The organism is Prochlorococcus marinus CUG1417, from assembly GCF_017695975.1.
Lineage (GTDB): Bacteria > Cyanobacteriota > Cyanobacteriia > PCC-6307 > Cyanobiaceae > Prochlorococcus_A > Prochlorococcus_A marinus_AG.
Map to the genome: position 1 here is coordinate 141,396 of NZ_JAAORN010000002.1, position 19,350 is coordinate 160,745.

General features: G+C 27.3%; 16 protein-coding genes. 6 read left to right on the forward strand and 10 right to left on the reverse strand.

Annotation, left to right across the window (positions count from 1 at the left end):
- Positions 1–18 precede the first annotated feature (18 nt).
- The 4 genes from HA140_RS06890 to HA140_RS06905 all read right to left on the reverse strand — a co-directional run bounded on the left by HA140_RS06890 (position 19) and on the right by HA140_RS06905 (position 6,090).
- Complete coding sequence (locus HA140_RS06890) at positions 19–1,776, reverse strand: carbamoyltransferase C-terminal domain-containing protein (RefSeq protein WP_209040395.1); 1,758 nt, start codon at positions 1,774–1,776, stop codon at positions 19–21.
- Between the two features lie 67 nt (positions 1,777–1,843).
- On the reverse strand, positions 1,844–3,631 hold the full coding sequence (locus tag HA140_RS06895; protein WP_209040396.1) for an ATP-binding cassette domain-containing protein: 1,788 nt from the start codon (positions 3,629–3,631) through the stop codon (positions 1,844–1,846).
- Positions 3,632–3,645: 14 nt separating this feature from the next.
- Positions 3,646–4,989 carry a nucleotide sugar dehydrogenase gene (locus tag HA140_RS06900; protein WP_209040397.1) on the reverse strand — a complete coding sequence of 448 codons (1,344 nt, stop codon included), beginning with the start codon at positions 4,987–4,989 and terminating at the stop codon, positions 3,646–3,648.
- A gap of 36 nt (positions 4,990–5,025) precedes the next feature.
- Positions 5,026–6,090 carry an SDR family NAD(P)-dependent oxidoreductase gene (locus tag HA140_RS06905; protein WP_306822726.1) on the reverse strand — a complete coding sequence of 355 codons (1,065 nt, stop codon included), beginning with the start codon at positions 6,088–6,090 and terminating at the stop codon, positions 5,026–5,028.
- A 43-nt stretch (positions 6,091–6,133) separates the two neighbouring features.
- Between HA140_RS06905 and HA140_RS06910 the strand changes: the two genes are divergently transcribed.
- Complete coding sequence (locus HA140_RS06910; protein WP_209040398.1) at positions 6,134–7,126, forward strand: glycosyltransferase family 4 protein; 993 nt, start codon at positions 6,134–6,136, stop codon at positions 7,124–7,126.
- Positions 7,127–7,152: 26 nt separating this feature from the next.
- Here HA140_RS06910 and HA140_RS06915 read toward each other — a convergent pair whose 3' ends face one another.
- Together HA140_RS06915 and HA140_RS06920 are read right to left on the reverse strand one after the other, a co-directional pair.
- The gene (locus HA140_RS06915) at positions 7,153–8,178 is read right to left on the reverse strand and encodes a glycosyltransferase family A protein (protein ID WP_209040399.1); all 1,026 of its coding nucleotides are present in this window, start codon (positions 8,176–8,178) and stop codon (positions 7,153–7,155) included.
- Between the two features lie 17 nt (positions 8,179–8,195).
- Positions 8,196–9,269, reverse strand: a complete 1,074-nt coding sequence (locus tag HA140_RS06920; protein ID WP_209040400.1) for a polysaccharide biosynthesis/export family protein — start codon at positions 9,267–9,269, stop codon at positions 8,196–8,198.
- Positions 9,270–9,390: 121 nt separating this feature from the next.
- Between HA140_RS06920 and HA140_RS06925 the strand changes: the two genes are divergently transcribed.
- From HA140_RS06925 to HA140_RS06940, 4 genes are read left to right on the forward strand one after another with little or no spacing between them, the layout of a single operon-like run.
- Complete coding sequence (locus tag HA140_RS06925; protein WP_209040401.1) at positions 9,391–11,691, forward strand: polysaccharide biosynthesis tyrosine autokinase; 2,301 nt, start codon at positions 9,391–9,393, stop codon at positions 11,689–11,691.
- Positions 11,692–11,698: 7 nt separating this feature from the next.
- Positions 11,699–12,148, forward strand: a complete 450-nt coding sequence (locus tag HA140_RS06930) for a dual specificity protein phosphatase family protein (RefSeq protein ID WP_209040402.1) — start codon at positions 11,699–11,701, stop codon at positions 12,146–12,148.
- Positions 12,149–12,161: 13 nt separating this feature from the next.
- A complete protein-coding gene (locus HA140_RS06935) occupies positions 12,162–12,911 on the forward strand; it encodes a YdcF family protein (protein ID WP_245156240.1) in 750 nt (249 codons plus the stop codon).
- Between the two features lie 29 nt (positions 12,912–12,940).
- Positions 12,941–13,558 (forward strand): exonuclease domain-containing protein, encoded by a 618-nt coding sequence (locus HA140_RS06940; RefSeq protein ID WP_209040403.1) that lies wholly within the window; start codon positions 12,941–12,943, stop codon positions 13,556–13,558.
- 2 nt (positions 13,559–13,560) lie between these two features.
- Here the strand turns inward: HA140_RS06940 and HA140_RS06945 are convergent, their stop codons facing one another.
- Together HA140_RS06945 and HA140_RS06950 are read right to left on the reverse strand one after the other, a co-directional pair.
- Positions 13,561–14,253 carry a holo-ACP synthase gene (locus HA140_RS06945; RefSeq protein WP_209040404.1) on the reverse strand — a complete coding sequence of 231 codons (693 nt, stop codon included), beginning with the start codon at positions 14,251–14,253 and terminating at the stop codon, positions 13,561–13,563.
- The gene (locus tag HA140_RS06950; RefSeq protein WP_209040405.1) at positions 14,235–16,670 is read right to left on the reverse strand and encodes an acyl-CoA synthetase; all 2,436 of its coding nucleotides are present in this window, start codon (positions 16,668–16,670) and stop codon (positions 14,235–14,237) included. The genes HA140_RS06945 and HA140_RS06950 overlap by 19 nt, the downstream gene beginning before the upstream one ends.
- A gap of 58 nt (positions 16,671–16,728) precedes the next feature.
- On the opposite strand from HA140_RS06950, the gene HA140_RS06955 reads away from it, so the two are divergent.
- Positions 16,729–17,358 carry an acyltransferase gene (locus tag HA140_RS06955; RefSeq protein WP_209040406.1) on the forward strand — a complete coding sequence of 210 codons (630 nt, stop codon included), beginning with the start codon at positions 16,729–16,731 and terminating at the stop codon, positions 17,356–17,358.
- A 27-nt stretch (positions 17,359–17,385) separates the two neighbouring features.
- On the opposite strand, the gene HA140_RS06960 is transcribed toward HA140_RS06955, so the two are convergent.
- Together HA140_RS06960 and HA140_RS06965 are read right to left on the reverse strand one after the other, a co-directional pair.
- A complete protein-coding gene (locus HA140_RS06960; protein WP_209040407.1) occupies positions 17,386–18,657 on the reverse strand; it encodes a hypothetical protein in 1,272 nt (423 codons plus the stop codon).
- Positions 18,654–19,346: a cytidylyltransferase domain-containing protein gene (locus HA140_RS06965; protein ID WP_209040408.1), complete on the reverse strand. Its 693-nt coding sequence runs from the start codon at positions 19,344–19,346 to the stop codon at positions 18,654–18,656. The genes HA140_RS06960 and HA140_RS06965 overlap by 4 nt, the downstream gene beginning before the upstream one ends.
- Between the last annotated feature and the right edge of the window lie 4 nt (positions 19,347–19,350).

Below are 19,350 nucleotides of genomic sequence, written 5' to 3' on the forward strand. Positions count from 1 at the left end.
ATTTGTTGCCATATTCTTTTAACTCTTAATTTTCTTTAATATAAAACTTTCTATAACCAAATAATTTAGTCCGCTATTCTTAAAAACAGAAATCGCATCTTCTAAAGAATAAACCAATGGATAACCATGCAGATTGAATGAAGTATTTAATATGCATGGAATACCAGACATTTTATAAAAATCATTAATTAATTCCCAATATTCTGGATTCATTAACTTATCAACGATCTGAACTCTCGCTGTTTTATCTCTTGGATGGATAGCAGCACATATTTCAGACTGAGCTAATTCTGTAGTATCAAATGCCAACATCATATAGGGAGAAAACAAATTTTTAGGATTAACAATATATTTAGAAGCTTTTTCTTTCAATAATGATGGGGCAAATGGCATCCAAAAATCTCTTTTTTTTATTTTGGAATTAATTTTTTCAACGTTTGACCAATCTTTAGGATTCGCTAAAATTGATCTATTTCCTAATGCTCTTGCACCCCATTCCATTTTCCCACTACATCTTGCAAGAATATGATTATTCATAATAATTTCTGCACAATCGCGAGAAATATTCTCAGATTTATTTATAGATATATCATCTTCTTCATTTATGTGTTTAGATATAATTTTTTCAATATTGCCTTCGTAACAAAGACCGCCTAAATATAAATTATTTAAAGAAAGTAAAGGTTTTAATTCTTTTTTTTGTTTTAATTCTTCTTTTTGTTTCAATAATTCTGAATATTCAATCCAAGATGCGCCAAGAGACAAAGATTCGTCCCCACAACTAGGGAAAATAAATAATTCTTCCAATCCATCTATCTCAGAAATTATTTTATTAGCTTTTACATTCATAAAAACACCTCCACCACAAACTACTCTTTTTATTCCAGTTTCTTTTATAATTCCCTCTACCCAAGTTTTTAGGATTTCCTCAGTAAATGTCTGAACTCCCCCTGCTATAGCATCAAATCTCTTGCATTCAAATTTTTCTCTCAAAAATTCATATATGTAACTGGATTCATGTTCGCTGCCTAATTCAAAATTAAAACCATCTTTAGATACTTTTAGAAGTTCATCCAAAATATTTTTGATCTCCAAAGCAAATTTATTTTCAGCATAAGGGGCTAATCCCATAACTTTATATTCATGCTCCCAAGGCTTTAAACCAAGCATATAAGTAACTCTTGAATAAATTTTACCAACAGATGCTTTTCTATTAGTTGAGGAAATTCTTTTAATTTCTAGTCCATTAGCTATTGAAACTGTTGCGGATAACCCATCTCCAGCGCCATCACAAGTTAAAATTAAAGTCTCCTCATTTAAATCAAAAGGAGAACCAAAATAAGCTGCAGATGCATGTGATAAATGATGATCTTGAAATCTTATCTTGTCTTTATTTATATTAATATGTTGAGAAAGTTGTTCTATTCTTTCTTTTCTTCTCTGATCAAAAACAGCTTTTAAATATGACGGTTCTCTTTTTGAATCTTTTATAAAATCAGCCTTGCCAGCTTTGTACCATTCTGATGCATTCTCCAAATAGGATGCAGAATGCATAAAATTACTTGCATAAACTGCTATATCAATATCTTTAGGATCAATATCTGCTAGTTTTAAAACCTCTTCAATTGAAAGCTTAGGATAACCAATTTCATTTTTTTTTCTTGTTAACCTTTCTTCACTAATAGAATATTTTATCTGGCCATCTTGAAGAATTGTAGCTCCACTGTTATGACCATCATGAATACCTAAAATCGTTATCAAGATTTTTTCCCTCAAGATATAACCATAATAATATATTGCCCTTTATTTTTAATTATTTAAAAGTTTTTAATCTTCTATTAGGTTACTTTAACTTAATAAGATTTCCATTCTTTACCCTGAATATTCTATTACAGAACTTAAGATTATTGTCTCTATGAGTAATCATGATCATTGTTAATTCATTATTAATAGAAGATAGATTATTTAATATCTCGAATTCAGTTTTATAGTCAAGTGCACTTGTAGCTTCATCTAATATTAAAAATTGTGGGTTTTTATAAATTCCACGTGCAATTCCAAGTCTTTGCTGCTGGCCACCACTGAGCGAAATTCCATTTTCACCAACTATCGTATCAATACCAAATCTTTTTTTTGAGATATATTCATCTAATAGAGTAGTTTTTAAAACTTTATTTATTTTGTCATTGTCAATTTTATTTTTTTCAACGCCAAAGGCAATATTTTCCTTAATAGAGGTTTCAGCCAAAAAGATTCTTTGAGAAACAAGGGATATTGATTCTCTCCAGTTTGCAATATCAGCTTCGCTACATTCGCCAATATTTATGCCATTAATATTTATTTGACCTAATGAAGGGGGAATTAACCCTATCAATAAGTCCACTAAAGTAGATTTACCTGAACCACTTTCTCCAATTATTGCGATTCGATCACCTTTATTAATTTTCAAGCATAAACCATTTAGCAAATACTTTGAATCATTAGGATATTTAAAATAGATATCATTAAGTTCTAAAGAGGAAAACGTATTTAAATATTTTTCTGAAAAGTTTTGTATATTTTCAGTGGTTTCTAAAAAATCTTTAATTTTATATTTATTTAAAAATTCTAAAACTAAAATTAGACTATCTCTATACAATCTAGTTTTTACTACCCCCTCGTAAATTTTTTGCATCAAGGGAATAATTCTTTGTGATCCTAATGCTAAAGTTACTAAAAGTGGCAAAGCATTATTAAAACCTTCATAAATAACAGTTATACAAGCAACTACAGATAAAATAACTATTCCAAAAGGCTCAATTAAAATCCTTGGATAGGCATTTATAAAAGCAGATTTGGCCATTATTAAATTTTTACTATAATTGGTTTTCTTAAAACTATTTAAAAAATAAGTATATTTTTGATTTAAAATTATTTCTCTTATGTATCCGAAACTTTCTTGGATTATTCTTACGAGTTTCATGTTAATTTTGGGCTGTAATTGACTATTTTTCCTTAATACATTTTTGGATAGACTTAAAGAATAATAATAAAAACAGAAAACTAAAATAGTTGAAATAAGGGTAGCTTTAAAATTAATTACTAATAATGTAATACATAAAAATATGCTTAAAATAAGAGAACTTAAAAGTAAAAGTTGTGGAATTATTATTCCATACACAACTGAAGTAATTTCGGTATTTACAATTGATATAGAATCACCACTATTTAAATGTTCTAAATAAGGTCTATTTATTATTCTGTTAAAAATTTCTGAACTTAAATCATGTCCAACAGAAGCAGCTAGTCTGAAAGAAAACCATAGATTCAACAACCTTATAATTCCGCATAAAATTACAATAAATCCGAAAACCAAAGTTATTGGTAATCTTATATTTTCTGCTGATGTTATGTAAAATTTTGAAGCAATTGAATTTACTATTGATAAATTAAAAATTCTTTCTGGTTCAGACAAAACAGATAGCAAAGGGATTACGCTAGCTAGACTTATAACCTCAGCCAAACTGCTTATCAATAGTAATATTAGATAAACAAAAAACTGAGATTTCCTTTTCTTATTTAGGCTCAACCACAATTTTAATGATAGATTAATTGTTGATAAATCTTTTAATTTCTTGCTATTTGATTCCATGAGATTTTTAAGCTTTAAATTCTCATAGGATTTAAAGTCCGAGGTATTATGCCTTTCAGATCAAATAATAATGAATCATTATGTATTAAACTTCTCCATTGCTGAATATTGAGTTTAACAAATTTTTCATGAGCAACTAAAAGTAAAACAGCTTCGTAACTTTCTTCAAAACTTAGCTCATTACTATACTCAATATCTAAATCGATATTTGTATCGTCGGTAATATACGGATCAACCACCTTTAGCTTGAATGGATATTTAGAGAATTTTTTCAAAATATCAAAAACCTTAGAATTTCTCATGTCAGGACAATCTTCCTTAAAGGTAATTCCTAAAATTAAGATTTTTAGTCCTTTTTTAAAAAGACATTTTTCAACTATCTTTAGAATTATTCTATCTACAAGTCGATCACTAACTTTATCGTTAATTTTTCTTCCAGAACTAACTATTAATGGCTCATAACCTAACTGATTAGATTTATACGTTAAATAATAAGGGTCTACACCAATACAATGTCCTCCAACTAATCCAGGTTTAAAAGGCAAAAAATTCCACTTTGTACTCGCTGCATTAATGACATCTAAAGTATCTATTTTTAGAAGATTACAAATAAATGATAATTCATTCATCAAAGCAATATTAATATCTCTTTGAGTATTTTCTATAATTTTTGCTGTTTCAGCAACCATAATGCTTTCTACTTTATATGTGCCTGCTTTAATAATTGATCCATACAAAAGATTAATCCATTCTGCAGCATCTTTATTTGAACCACTCGTAATTTTAACTATATTGGTTAAAGTATTTTTTTTATCACCAGGATTGATTCTTTCAGGACTATATCCGCAAAAATAATCTTCATTTAGTTTTAAATCTGAGGATTTTGATAAAAGAGGTATACAAACATCTTGTGTAGCACCTGGGAAAACTGTACTTTCATATATAACTATAGGTTTAAACTTATTTGTTTTTTTTGATAAAGCCTTACCTACCAAAGTACTTGCCTCTTTTAATGCCGTAAGGTCAGGTATGTTAAATTCATCTATTGGAGTAGGAACAGTAATAATAAATACATCTGCCTCTTTAAGAAGTTCTTCTTCAAGAGTAAATTCTATATTTTTTAAATCTTTTAATTCTTTTTCTGAAAATTGGTTTGTATAGTCATAAAAATTTCTAAGTCCATATATTCTTTTTTTACTAATATCAAATCCAATAACTTTTCTTTCTAATTTTTTTCCAGTAATCAAGCAATTACTAACTTTAGAAAACTCAATTGCCAATGGCAACCCAACATATCCAAGCCCTATTATTGCTATCTTACACTTCTCGTTAATGGGGAGAGATAATTCTTCTTTCAATATCTTAATATGATTTGATTATTTTAATGATAAGCTTTAATCATAACCAATTTTATAAAATTCTTTATACCACTTTACAAATTCTTTAATACCATTTTTTATTGGTGTATTAGGTCTGTAGTTAATATAATCTTCTAAAATAGTCGTATCTGATTCTGTAGCCCTTACATCACCACTTTGCATTGGGAGATAATTTATATTTGCCTTTACACATAGGATTTCTTCTAGTACTTTCAAAAAGTCAAGTAGTTTTATTGGTTTTGAATTGCCTACATTAAAGACTTTATGAGGAGCCCAACTATTTTCTGGTGACAAGCCTGATTTTTCTAAAGATGAATTTTCCTTCGGTGGTTTTTCTAATACTTTAATGATGCTATTTACAACATCATCAATATAAGTAAAATCTCTTACCATATTACCATTATTATAAACGTCTATTTTCTCACCTTTGATCATTGACTTTGTAAATAAAAATAAAGCCATATCAGGTCTTCCCCATGGACCATATACAGTAAAAAATCTTAACCCAGTAGAAGGTAAGTTATATAAATGACTATACGAATGAGCAATTAACTCATTTGCTCTTTTAGTTGCAGCATATAGGCTAACTGGATGATCCACAGGATCTTTTTCTGAGAGTGGTAATTTCGTATTACCGCCATAAACTGAACTACTGCTAGCGTAAACAAAGTGTTCTATTTTATATTTAATGCAATTTTTAAGAATATTACCAAACCCTATTAAGTTTGAATTGTAGTAAGAGTCGGGGTTTATTAATGAATACCTTACCCCTGCTTGGGCTGCCAAATTGATTACCTTTGAAGGTTTATAAATTTCAAAAATTTCTTCTAGAAAACTATTTTCAGTTATATCACCTTTGAAAAATGAAAAAAGATTTTTAAATTCCTTTGATTTTGATTTAAGGTTCTCTAAACGAGCTTCTTTAAGATTTAAATCGTAATAATCATTTAAAGAATCAATTCCAATTACCCTTACCCCATCCTCAATGAGCCTTTTACATGTATGAAAACCTATAAAACCTGCTGCCCCAGTAACTAAAACAACCATATTATATTGATCTCCAAAAGTATTTAAAGCCAATCAATATTATATACTAAAGTAATGTGGGAGAAATATTAAATAAATGTTTTTTGTATCGTTTATTTTATTTTTAATAAATTTTTTTATAACCTCTAGCCTATCGCCAATACTTCAAAAAATTGGCTCCAAACTAGATTTAATTGATAGGCCTGACAATAGAAAAATAAACAAAAGATCTTTAGTTCGGGTAGGAGGTATATCTTTTATCGCAAGTTTTATTATTAGCTATATTATTTTAGTTTTTTTTACTAAATATAATTTAATAATAAATAATGAATACAAAAACTTCTTCACAATTTCAATAATAATTAGTCTTTCATCTTTCTTATTAGGATTTGCGGATGATTTAAAAAGTTTATCTCCTATTTTTAGATTATTTATGCAAATCATAATTTCTGCATTTGTCTGGATTTGTGGTATTCAAATAAATAATATTGATATATCGTTTTTAAGATTAGATATTGAATTTATACAGGTAAGTAGTTTAATAAGTTTTTTTCTTACAATCATTTGGATAACAGGTATAACAAATGCAATCAATTGGATTGATGGTCTTGATGGCCTTGCTAGCTCTTTAGTTGGGGTGAGTTCTCTAAGTCTTGGAGTATTATTTATGAGAGAGGGAAACATTCAAGAAGGATTAGTTTTAATAGGCATATCAGGTTCATGCCTGGGATTTTTAATATTCAATCGATATCCAGCAAAACTAATAATGGGCGATGGAGGATCCTATTTCTTAGGATTTAATTTAGGATATCTAAGTATTTTAGGGGGTAGCTCCTATTTAGTTTATGACTCGATTAATGTTTATACTCAAAAACTTCATATTTTTATTTTAATATTTCTCATTCCTCTTTTTGATATGACCTATGTCATATTAGTAAGATTATCAAAGGGATTATCACCTTTTTATCCAGATAATAATCACATACACCATAGATTAATGAATATTGGCCTAACTCACGATAAGGTAGTTAAGTTTTTGACAGTAGCGAATATAGTAATTTGTATTTTTAGTTTAATTATTTTATTTTAGAAATCTCCTTATGCTCGATATATTAATTAAGAATTACCTTTTAGAAGGTTCTTAAAACTACTAACCATAAATGCAGCTAATTTAATTGAGTCAATTGTGATATTTATGAAAATAAAATTAGCCCAATTTATGATATTAAGATTTTTAAAGTTAAATCCTTTTAATAAAGGCAACCAAATTATTCTTACACCAATATAAATCGCCATTATAGTATTGATCATTATTTTTGTTATGTGCGGCAAATAAAAAATACTATCTTCTTCCCATTGCGAAAACATATAATTCCAATTAAAAGAAATAAAAATCAAACAAAGAGCTATAAAGAAAAAATAAAGATACTTCTGTCTTTGAAAAATTTGCACTTCGGCAGAAGAGGAACAATAATATTTGTACCATTTTTTGCAAAGATAGGAAAAGGTCTTATTACGCAACCCAAAATAGTTAATTGTTGGGCATTTTTGGTTTTTGATATTTTTATTAAATAGTAAACATCTTTTAATCCAATCAGAATCTTCTCCAGATCTTACGAAAGGTAAAAACCATCCAATTTTGGCAAATAAATCTTTTTTTATTAATGCTCCAGGAATTGTATATAAAGGTTTAAAGCCATATGTCGCAGCAATAAATAATTTCTCAAAATCATTTGAATATTTATAAATTGTTCTACCTAAAAATCCATCTGGATTATCAATAAGCAACTTTAAAGAATTCTCCAACCAGTTTGTTGCAGGAATAGTATTTACATCTAAAAATGCAATATAGTTTCCTGTAGAAAGATTAAGACCAATATTTCTTGCCTCCCCTGGACATAGTTTTTTATTTTTAAAGATATTGATCAACTTTCCATTAGTTATTAGTTTAAGTTGATCTATGTCAAAGTTTTTTTTTAAATAAGTGCAATCATTTATTACAGCAATAATCTCATGAGTATAGTCAATATTTTTTTTTAAATTTTCTATTAAAAAAATAAATTTTTCTATTTCTTTTACTGATACTGGAATAACTAAAGAAACTTTTATTGGAGAATTTAAACCTGATTGATTATTAAGCATATAAATAAATTTTATAATTAGTCATCATTAATTAATTCATAAAATGTTATTCCAGTTATGATGTCTCTTAATGGTGCGAATATAGTCTGTACACCTCTACTGAATTTTGTGTAGTTAACAGCATTAACATTAATAATATCTCCATCCTTTAATATTGGATTATTAATAATTGAATTATTTTTATTAATATTGTATTTATATCTTGATACGTTTATTGCTCCATATTCATCTTCCCTAATTAATTGAATATTCTGCCTATTTGCTTGCCAATCAACTGGACCCCCAGCAATCATAATAGCTTCAATTAATGAAACCCCAGAAACAACCATTTTTTCTCCTGGTGCTTTAACTTCGCCAACGACAGTAATACCTATTTTAGCTGGAGCCAAAGTGGCCTTAGCAAGTTTATACTGAGTTTTACTAAATTCATTTGTCGAATTAATTTTCAGAACATCCCCATGGCTTAGTTTAATATTATTAGACTGGTCTCCATCTTCAACTAATGATATCAGATTTAAAGATGTAATTTTTTTTATTAATTCTCCATCCTCTTTAAAAAGCCTTATCAATTTTACATCTTCTAAATTTGATTTACTTGTAATTCCACCAGCCAGTTGTAATCCATCAACTAATCTTGGTGGATTTTCTAAAATATCTTCAATTTGGTACAAACCAGGTTTCTGAACTTCACCAATTATTGAAATATCTAAAGGCCTTGAATGGCTTAAACTCAATTGAAGATCAGGAACAATCAATTCTTTAGAATATTTTGATATTAAATCATTTCTCGCTTCTTCTAAAGTTTTATTCTCGATAAAGTAATTTCCAATAACTGGGAGAAAAATCCATCCATCATTTAAAACTTGAAATTCGCCGTTATAAACTTCTAAATCAGTAAATTTTAATTCTAAAATGTCTCCTGATCCAATCAGGTAATTGTATGATGTACTGGATATAGAATTCTTAAAATTATTACTTCCTATATTAGTTGAATCATTTATATTTATATCCTCAGATGCCGCAGGTAAAATGGGAAAAAATATATTAAAGATTCCAATAAAGATAAACGTAAAGAAAATATTTTTCCTCATAAATCTAAAACTTACTTCCGATTAGTTTGTATTTATATTATCAGAAAACGATAAATTTATTATGATATAATAAATTAATTCCAAAAAAAAATATTTTAAATTAAAAAATTCTTGAAGCTAAATGGAGAAAAATATAAATCTAAAAGATAGTTCAAGTAACGATGAAGAAAACTTAACCTTATCTCAGATTTTTTCAATCCTTATAAGAAGGTCAAAATTATTTGGCATAGTTACTTTATTCTTTTTTTCTGGATCAGTTTTTTTTACTATATATCAGCGAACCACGAATCCAATTTTCAGAGGTACTTTTATTATTATGACCTCGGATCCGATAGGAAATGAACCTGCATCTGCTCCTACTGCGAAAGATTTGGCTTTACAGTCATTCACTGCTAGTTCCAAAGTTGATTTTCCAACTCTAAGAATATTTCTAAAAAGTTCATTAGCATTGAAGCCATTAGCAAATAAGATGAATTTGAGTATGGAGTATTTAGAGAGGGTAATCAAGATAAAAGATGAAAAACTGGCTAGAAGTCCAGGAAATATAATTAATGTCTCTATTAATGTAAAAGACTATAAATTAGGAAAAAAATTAATTTCTAATTTATCAGATACTTATATGCAATTAGCCAATGACTGGAGGAGAAAAAGATTAAATGATGGACTAGATTTTTTAAATTCTCAGGTACCTGAAATAAATCAAAGACGTAGCAAAATTAAATCAAAATTATCTGACTTCAGAAAAAAATATACTTTTATTGACCCAAGAATTGAAGGATTAGGAATAAAAGAAAATATAAAAAAACATAACGACTCTATCAAAGAAATAAATCGAAATATAATCAACCTAGAAGAACTTAAAAAAGATGTTGAATCTAGAAGATTAACATCATTAGGGTTTGAAGAAAGATTTGGAGATAAAGGTACTGGGCTTGGGGTTGAGATCGAGAATGCTAACTCCCCAATTATTAAAGAAGCATTGAAACTAGAGGAAAAACTTGAAATGAAAAAAGGTTTATATAAAGATAAATCTTTAGTTGTTCAAAATATACAAAACCATTTAGATTCGATAAGACCTACCGTAATTAAAGCGCAATTAGAAGCTATAGATGCAGCTTCAGAATTTTATAAAGATCAATTATCCTCTTATAAACTCGCAATAAACAATTACAAGAATGAATTTGTTTTACAACCAGACATAATAAAAGGCTTTGAGGATATTCAGCAAAGAATTGAATTAAATGATGAGAGCCTTGGATCTATTATAAGAGCAAGAGAAATGTTTAGACTTGAAATTGCTCAAAAGACAGCCCCATGGACTTTGATTTCTCCTCCAAAAATGTATTCAGACCCTACTGGGCCTAATGTACTAAAATATCTCGCTTGGGGATCCTTCATAAGTATTTTTTTAGGAGCATTAATTGCTTACATTAGAGACAGACTGGATAATGTCTACCATGATCCAGCTACAATTATCGACAATATAGGTTCTATTAGCCTAGGTCTCATTCCTTATATATCTTTTTTTGAGGGTATTAGAGAACAAAAGAAATTCATTTTAAAAAACTTAGACAAACAAATAGAAGACGATAACCTTAATAAGGACAAAGAATCTTTAACAGCCAATAAAGATGAAAAAATCAATAGTTATCAAAGATTCTTTTATCAAGAGGCTTTTAGAAATATCCTTACATCTATAAGATTTCTTGAAAGTGATAAAGAAATAAATGTAGTTACAATTACTAGCTCTGTCCCAGCCGAAGGTAAAACCTTAGTAAACATATTATTAGCAAAAACATATAGTGAACTAGATAAAAAAGTATTACTTATTGATGGTGACATGAGAAAACCACAATTACATTACAGATTGGGAATGAATAATATTTTAGGCCTCTCCAACATTCTTACAGATTCTTCATTAGATGTCAGTAAAGTTATAAAAAAAGTTGAAGGCTATGAGAACTGGGATGTTATTACATCGGGTTTTGTACCACCCGATCCTGCAAGGCTTTTAAGCTCTGATCGAATGAATGAATTTATATCCACCTTAAAAAATTTACAAAGATATGACATAGTAATATTTGATTGTCCTCCTGTTATTGGATTAGCAGATGCTTCTTTAATTGCTGAAAAAACGGATGGTATGATTCTTTTGGTTTCATTAGACAAAGTGCCTGTTGGTCTTCCTTTAGAAGCTAAAAAAATTATGAAAAATAGCGGAGCCGAATTTTTAGGAGTAATCATTAATTCAATGAAAGAAGTTAACAATAATTTACTTACCAACAAAAGTTATGGTTATGGTGATCTTTACGCACAATATGCAGAAGAAGAGAATCTTTCAGAAGAATTAACCTCAAAACAAATTTTAATAAATAAGATCAAAGAGTATTTTGACAAATTTCTAAAATGGTTGGATAACTAAGAAATAAATGGGCTTGAGTAAATTTAAAATCAATTGGGTTCTTAATGAAGAGCTTGCTGTAGGAACAGCTCCTCAAAAGCAGAAACACTTAGAAAAATTAGCCGATGAGGGTATTAAGGCAATATTAAGTCTTTGCGGTGAAAATGAAGTAAAAAATGACCTTAATTTGGATGAATTTTTTGATCATAAAAGATATGTTTTACCAGATCATAAGACAGGGAAGATTCTTACTTGTATTGAATTAAATGAATCATTAGAAATTTTAAGAAATTTACTTAAGTCTGGGCCCGTTTTTGTTCATTGTTATGCTGCAGTTGAAAGATCTCCTTTAGTTTGTATGGCATGGTTAATGAAGGAACATCACTTAACTCTTCAGCAATCCCTTGATTATTTAATGCAGTCAAATCCTGGGACAAATCCTTTACCTGGTCAACTGAGAGTGCTAAAAGAGATATAAAACATATGTGTAAATGTACTTTATAAGTAAATTAATTCCACTTTTAATACTTCCCTTCGGCTTGACATTAATATTTTTAATTATCTTTGCAAAAAAAAAATCCTTAATTTTATTAGTTCCAACAATATTTATTTCATTTTTTGGTAATGGTATTATCTCGGAAATGTTATGGAGATATATAGAGTCTCCATGGGAAAGATTGAGTGTAAAAGAAATGCCGAAAGCCGATGCGATTGTAGTTTTGAGTCAAAAAAGGCATTTACCACCCGGCAAAAGTAAAATAATCGAGTGGTGGCACGATCCTGATAGATTCATGTCTGGTTTGATGCTTTTAAAAGCAAAAAAAGCAGAAAAAATAATTTTTACAGGTGGGTCTAGTCCTTATCTTCCTGAGTTACCCCCTGAAGGAAATATTTATAAGCAAGAAGCGATAGCATTTGGAATCGAACCTAATAAAATTTTAACTACAAGACCTGTAAGTAATACCATAGAAGAATCCAAAGCAGTTAAATCTATACTTAGTAATAAAAAGGCAACAATATTATTAGTAACCAGTGCATTCCATATGAAAAGAGCAAAAAAATTATTTGAAAAAGAATCAATTATTGTTATACCTTACCCTGTAGACTTCAAATCAAGTAAATACTTTGGGAAAAAAAAATTATTAAATCCATATAATTTTTTTCCAAATGCGAGCAGTTTACATTCAAGTTCTAAAGCTATTAGAGAAATTATGGGGAGATTAAAATACAACACTTTTTAAAAGATAAAATGTTATTTGCTTAATTAAAAATGGAAAATTATTCAAATTTATTAATCATTGATGCAGAATGGACTGCATGGGAAGGTTCGATGGAGAGAAATTGGAGCTTAGAAAATGAATATAGAGAAATAGTACAAATTTCAGCCATTAAAATTTATAACTTAGAAACCCTTCATAATACGCAATTTTTCTCGATTTATATAAAGCCGAAAATCAATAGTTTATTAAGTGATTACTTTATAAATCTAACGGGTATCAAACAAAAAGATATAGAGACAAATGGTATGGATTTAGTATCAGGCTCAAAATTACTTTCTGAATTTATTAAAAATTGTCATTGTCTATCATGGGGAAATGATATAAAAAGAATAAATGATAATCTAGATTTAATTTCATCAAAATTTAAAATTAAGCCTTCAAAATCTTCAGATATTCGAGAACTATTTAGACTTTATGGAGTTAATACTAAAGATTATACTTCTGGGTTAATTGACAATTATAGTAATGAAAAAAGCATAATTAAACCAGGAAGTAACCATAACGCATTATCGGATTGTGTCTCCATGGTTTCTGCATTATCAAAATTCGAAAGGTCTCATGGGAAAGATGTTTTAATTAATTATTTAAGCAAACTAAAAAAAATATAAATTCATCTTTTAATACAATATCCAATTGCCACATCAATAGAATGTGATATGGATATTTCTAAAAATATTTTTGGATAACTTTTTAATATTACATAAGGCTTACCATTGGAATAATGTCTTATCTCAATAAAATTAAACTGAATTTTATTTTTATTATTTAACGCTTTTATAACTGCCTCCTTAGCAGCATATATGCCTAATAAAGTTATTTTAGGATCTGGCCTAGAAAGAGAATAAACCACTTCAAGTTCAGTAAACAATGAAGATCTAAGGTTTACATTATCTGATGAGAATATATCATCAGGGAAAGAAGACAAATGTTGTATATCTACTCCTATTCCAATTTCATTTGAATTATGATCTTGTTCATTATTAGAAGAATCAAAATAAATATTTAAATCTTTTTCTATAGAACTTTCTTTATTATTTTTTGGGAAAGTTTGATTTTTTTCAATACTATTAAGAATCTCTCTTATTGTAGTTTCAGCTGTTATTTCTTCAAATTCAATTTGGGGGAATACTTCTTCTAATCTCACTTTAACCCTTTCTGCCAATAAGGAGCTAAAAAGATTTATTACTTCCCATAATTTTGATTCTTCTGTTATCTTTACATTTTTATTTAAAGGAAATTGTTTAATTACTTCAACTAAATTTTTATAGATATTTTTTTCCAATGTTACCAGCCCCCCAAACATAAATCACAAATATATCTAGCATTATTCTCAGTAGATATTACCTTTAATAAAAAAGCGTCATTTCCTCTGTCTCTCTCTAATTCATTAATATTTGCTCTGCATTTAAAACAAAAATATTCTTTTTTAATAGAACTTGAATTTAAATTATTTTCTTTATCAGAAATATCAAAAAATTCTCCCTTTGAATTTATCTTACTCTTATTATTTGATAACTTATCAATGAGATTATAAATTTGACTCCTAATTATTTTTATAGAATCATTTTCATGATTATCAAAGATTATATTTATTTTGAAGGTATTATTTTTAATATCAAAACTTTTAAAAATTATAATAATTGTTTTATTATTATTTAAATCAATTCTTAAACATCCATTTATTATATCTTTAAAAAACAATGCATTTTTAAAAGAAGAATCAAAAAAGTTTTCATGAATATCTTTTATAGAATTATTATTCAACTTATATGATAATTCGATATATTCTGAATTATGCAATTCAAGATTTAAGAATAAATCCTTAGGGAAAAATTCTGTTCCTAGTCGAAATAGTTTTTCAATCACCATTAAAATAAAATATTTAATAGTTGATTCAAAATTAAATAACTTAGTGAACTCCTTTTCAAAAAGATTTAAAGAAAATATTTCTGAATTAGAAGTATATCTATCTATTTGCTCTTTGATGTATTTGAAATAAATTTTGAAAAATTTTTCTTTATTACTTAGAGTTGAATAATCTTTATTTTGATCAATAATTAACTTTGATATTATTTCTCTCATTATTCTTCTTTGAATTTTTCCACTTTTTGTTTTGGGTAGATAATCAAATAAAATTATTTCTTCTGGCAGATGATATACACTTAAATTTTGTCTAATCTTATCAAGAATATTTTTATGAATATTTTCAAATTCATACTCTCTATTTTTGTTTAATGAAATAAAAATTATAGGCTTTTCACCTAAAATATTATCATTTTTTGATACGACACAAGCTTCACTGACCCCTTTTATAGAGAGACATATACTTTCAATCTCTGCGCTAGATATTCTGTGACCTGCGGTATTTATAACATCATCACTTCTACCTCCTACATAAAGAAATCCCTTATTATCAAAATATCCAACATCATGTAATCTATAAAAACCCTCTGAAGTGAAATAATTTACTTCTCTATCAGATTGAATTTCTTTGTATATTCCTTCCCAATATTTTGAAATAATTATTTCATTTGGGTCTATATTTTCAGCATCTAGTTTTTCATTACTAAATTTTTCCTTTGCAATAAATAATCCTAAATCCTCTCTAGGTTTACCAACTGATGAATAGTCATCCGGAAGACCATCCTCATCTCTCGGAGCAACTAATATACCCCCAGTTTCAGTCTGAAAATAAGTATTAACTATTGCTTTTCTTGAAGGCTTAAAAAATTCTGCAGCCCATAAACCAACTTCATGTGCTAGAGGTTCACCACAAGATCCTATTCTTTCTAGGCTGGGAAAAAAAGAATTATTATTATTATAAATTTTATTCTCATCAAATCTACTTTTTAGTAATCTGAGAAAAGTAACTGATGAATAGAAGCAAGTAATTTTTAATTTATTAATTAAATCAAAAATATTTGTATTTTCTAAAAGATAATTTAAATTTTCACACAAAATAGTTTGTGAGCCATTTGAAAGTGGGCCATAAACTGCATAAGTGTGGCCATTAATCCAACCAGCATCAGTCGCACAGAAAATGATTGAATTTTCATTAGCCCCAAAAAAATAATTAGTAGAAAATTTTGCGTAATTTATATATGATCTAACTCCATGAACCACGCCTTTAGGTAAACCTGTTGAACCTGAAGTAAACAATGTAAAAAGTGCAGAATCTTTTGAATATAAATTAGGTAATGATGTATATTTAATATTTTCATTAAATTCTTCAAGTAAATTTTCAGCATTTATCTTATATTTTGCTTTTATATTCATTATTTCTATATTTTCTAATTTTTCAATTTTTGAAGATTGATTATTTGAGAAAATAACTATATCAGGTTTGAATAATTCTATCCTTGCTAGTATTGCTTTATGAGATAAATCTTCAAAGCAAATACTATGATGAGCTCCTAGATAAGCACAGGCCAGCATAAAAATCAAAGATTCCTCTGAACTACCAATAATTCCTAAAATTTTTATCTGTTTTTTTATAGAATTATTTAAAAGCCTAGTTATTTTTCCAACAAGAGATTTAACTTGTGAATCCAGATAATCCTTATTTATCTCTTTAATTGTCCCATCTGATTTTATTATTTTCGCTAACACATCATTTTTATTATATTTTTTTAGAATAAATTCATATAAATTGAAATTTTGGTTTTCAAACGAATTATCTCTCCAATTTTCCGGAGGAATATCAATTATTAAATTAGACATATTACTAACATATTCAAAAATATATTATCCTAAAATTATGGATAATGAAAATTAGTTTATGAAAGCATTAATAAAAGTTGTTGGGCTAAATTTTATTTTTAAAATCAATAGCGCCATATGGTTTTTAATACTTAAATTAAAAGGTATAAAAGTTGGAAGAAATTTTTATATTGAAGGTGTTATATTTCTAAAGCTTAAAGGTGATGATTATTCGAAAATTTCAATAGGGAATAACGTATCTATCAATGGTGATTTAGATTTAAGAACTAGAGAGTCTGGGAAAATAATTATAAAAAATGATATAAACTTCGATAGTGATATAAGAATAGTAGCAGCAAGGAATAGCGAAATAAATATAGAGAATGGAGTAAGGATTGGAAGAAATACTATGATAGTTGCAGGTGAAGATGTAAAAATTGGTGCAAACGTACTTATTGGCCCTAATTCTTTAATTCAAACTTCTAATCATGGATTTTCAAATCCAGGAGATATAAAGGGACAAAAATATTCACACAAGCGCATCGAGATTGAAAATGGAAGTTGGATTGCTACATGCGTAATATTATTACCTGGAGCTTTTATTGGCGAAGGATCAGTAATAGGAGCAGGTTCAGTTGTTTCAAAAAAAATCAGTCCAAAATCAATTGTTTCAACTCCGCCGGCAAAAATAATATCTAAAAGATCTTAAATATAATTTATAATGATTTTAAATTATTCAAAAAATAATTAACTTTATAGCATCAGTCAATTGATCTATTTTATCAAAATATTTATCAACATACTTATTAGTAGAACTAGTTATTAATTCCTTAGATTTTTCAAGAATATAAACTAGTGCGCCGTTTTCAGAAGCCTCAATAACGGTAGTTGATGTGGGATTACAAGGTATATATATTTTTGTTCTTTTAGCAAGTTCTACAAAATCTTCATTGCCTGCAAATATCTCAAAATTTTTATTTTCAGAATTTATTGTTGATAAAAAATCATTTTTTGTTTGTGCGGGATGTAATTTTATAGCAAAACTTATATTATTTATTTGTAGCTTTTCAATTAAAGTTTTTAGGTTTGAATACATCACTCTAGAAGTACCTATAAGCAGATCTATATCCTTTTTAAAATTTTTAGCTTTGTTTTTTATATTTTTATTTTGTTTGTAAACTTTTGATTTAACGGGATAATTAACTTCAAACTCATTTCTTGTTAAAATTATTTCGGAAGGAAGAGTAAGAATCTTTTCATATAATTTAGGATACATATACCCTATATGATTTGGTGCAATAATGGAATGTTGAAATTCCTGAGAAATAATATTTAGCTTATTAGTAAGATAGCAAACGCTTTTAAGAGAACCATCATTTATTAGTCCTACTGAATTAAGATTTTTAAATCTTTTTAATATGTTTTTCCAAATAAAATATGATGATTTAAATTTTTTATAGTTTTCTGTAAATATTTTTACAAAATCAATTTCAGTTTTGAAATTATTATTAATTTTTTCATCAATATATTTAAATTCTGAGATTAGAGATTTTGGTACAAATACAAATCTACTTAATAATTTAATAATAAAATCAACACTTTCTTTTTTAAGACCGTTTTGATTTATCAAGTTATTATTAGTAATCAAAAATGATTGAGATTTAAATTTATTAATTTCTTGATTAATACAAAATAAGTTTCTATTAAAGATAAATATTCTTTTATATTGATTTTTTTTCATAAAATAAAATTTGATAAAATAACCTATTAAATTTAAAAACTTCCTTGTCAATCTAAAGATCTTTAAAATTAAATCCTCGTATGTTTTTAAAGGATAACTGTAAATACCATTAAATTCACACAACGCGAATTGAACATCATACCTTACAATATCCCACCATTTAAATCCTTCTGAATCAATACAAATATAAAATAATTTATTTCTTTTCTCAAAAGAATTAAAATCCAAAATAAACTTTTCTAAGTTGTCAGAAATATTATCTTTCATTTCTCTTGATAATTATTTAAATATTTTCTTGCATTTTCTAAATCTTCAAAATTATCAATATCTATAGACCTCTCTTTTTCCATAATGACAAGTCCTAAATCCCCTCCCCATAATTTACCTGTTAAATCAAATAATTCTCTTTTTACAGAAAAAATGGCTCCATTTCTTCTATAAAAAATAGGTAACTTTTGCCTGCTTAAGAATTCATAATTCGGAAGGAGAGATTTAGCATTACCTTCTTCTAAAATATAAGTTTTTGCGGCGCTATTATCAGATTTATAAACACTTAAAACTGAATCATAATTTTCTTGATTAATCATATTTAATGCATTTAAAATATCTTTTTTCTGCCTTAAAGGTGAAGTTACTTGAAGTATAGTAATTGAATTAAATCTTTCACATTTGAAATCAACTTCTTTAAGTAAATGTTTTACAACAGATGCTGTAGTAGCATCATCAGTAGCCAGTTCCATTGGTCTATTTACTAAAAAAATACCATTATTCAATGTAATATTTTTAAGCTCGTGATCTTCTGTTGATACGAAAATATTATTTAATGGAAAAGCCGATTTTGCTTGATTAATAGTCCATTCTAGAAGAGAAATATTTTTATATATTTTCCTAGCATTTTTTCCAGGAATACCCTTACTTCCACCTCTTACTGGAATAATACATAAATTTTTATCCATAATA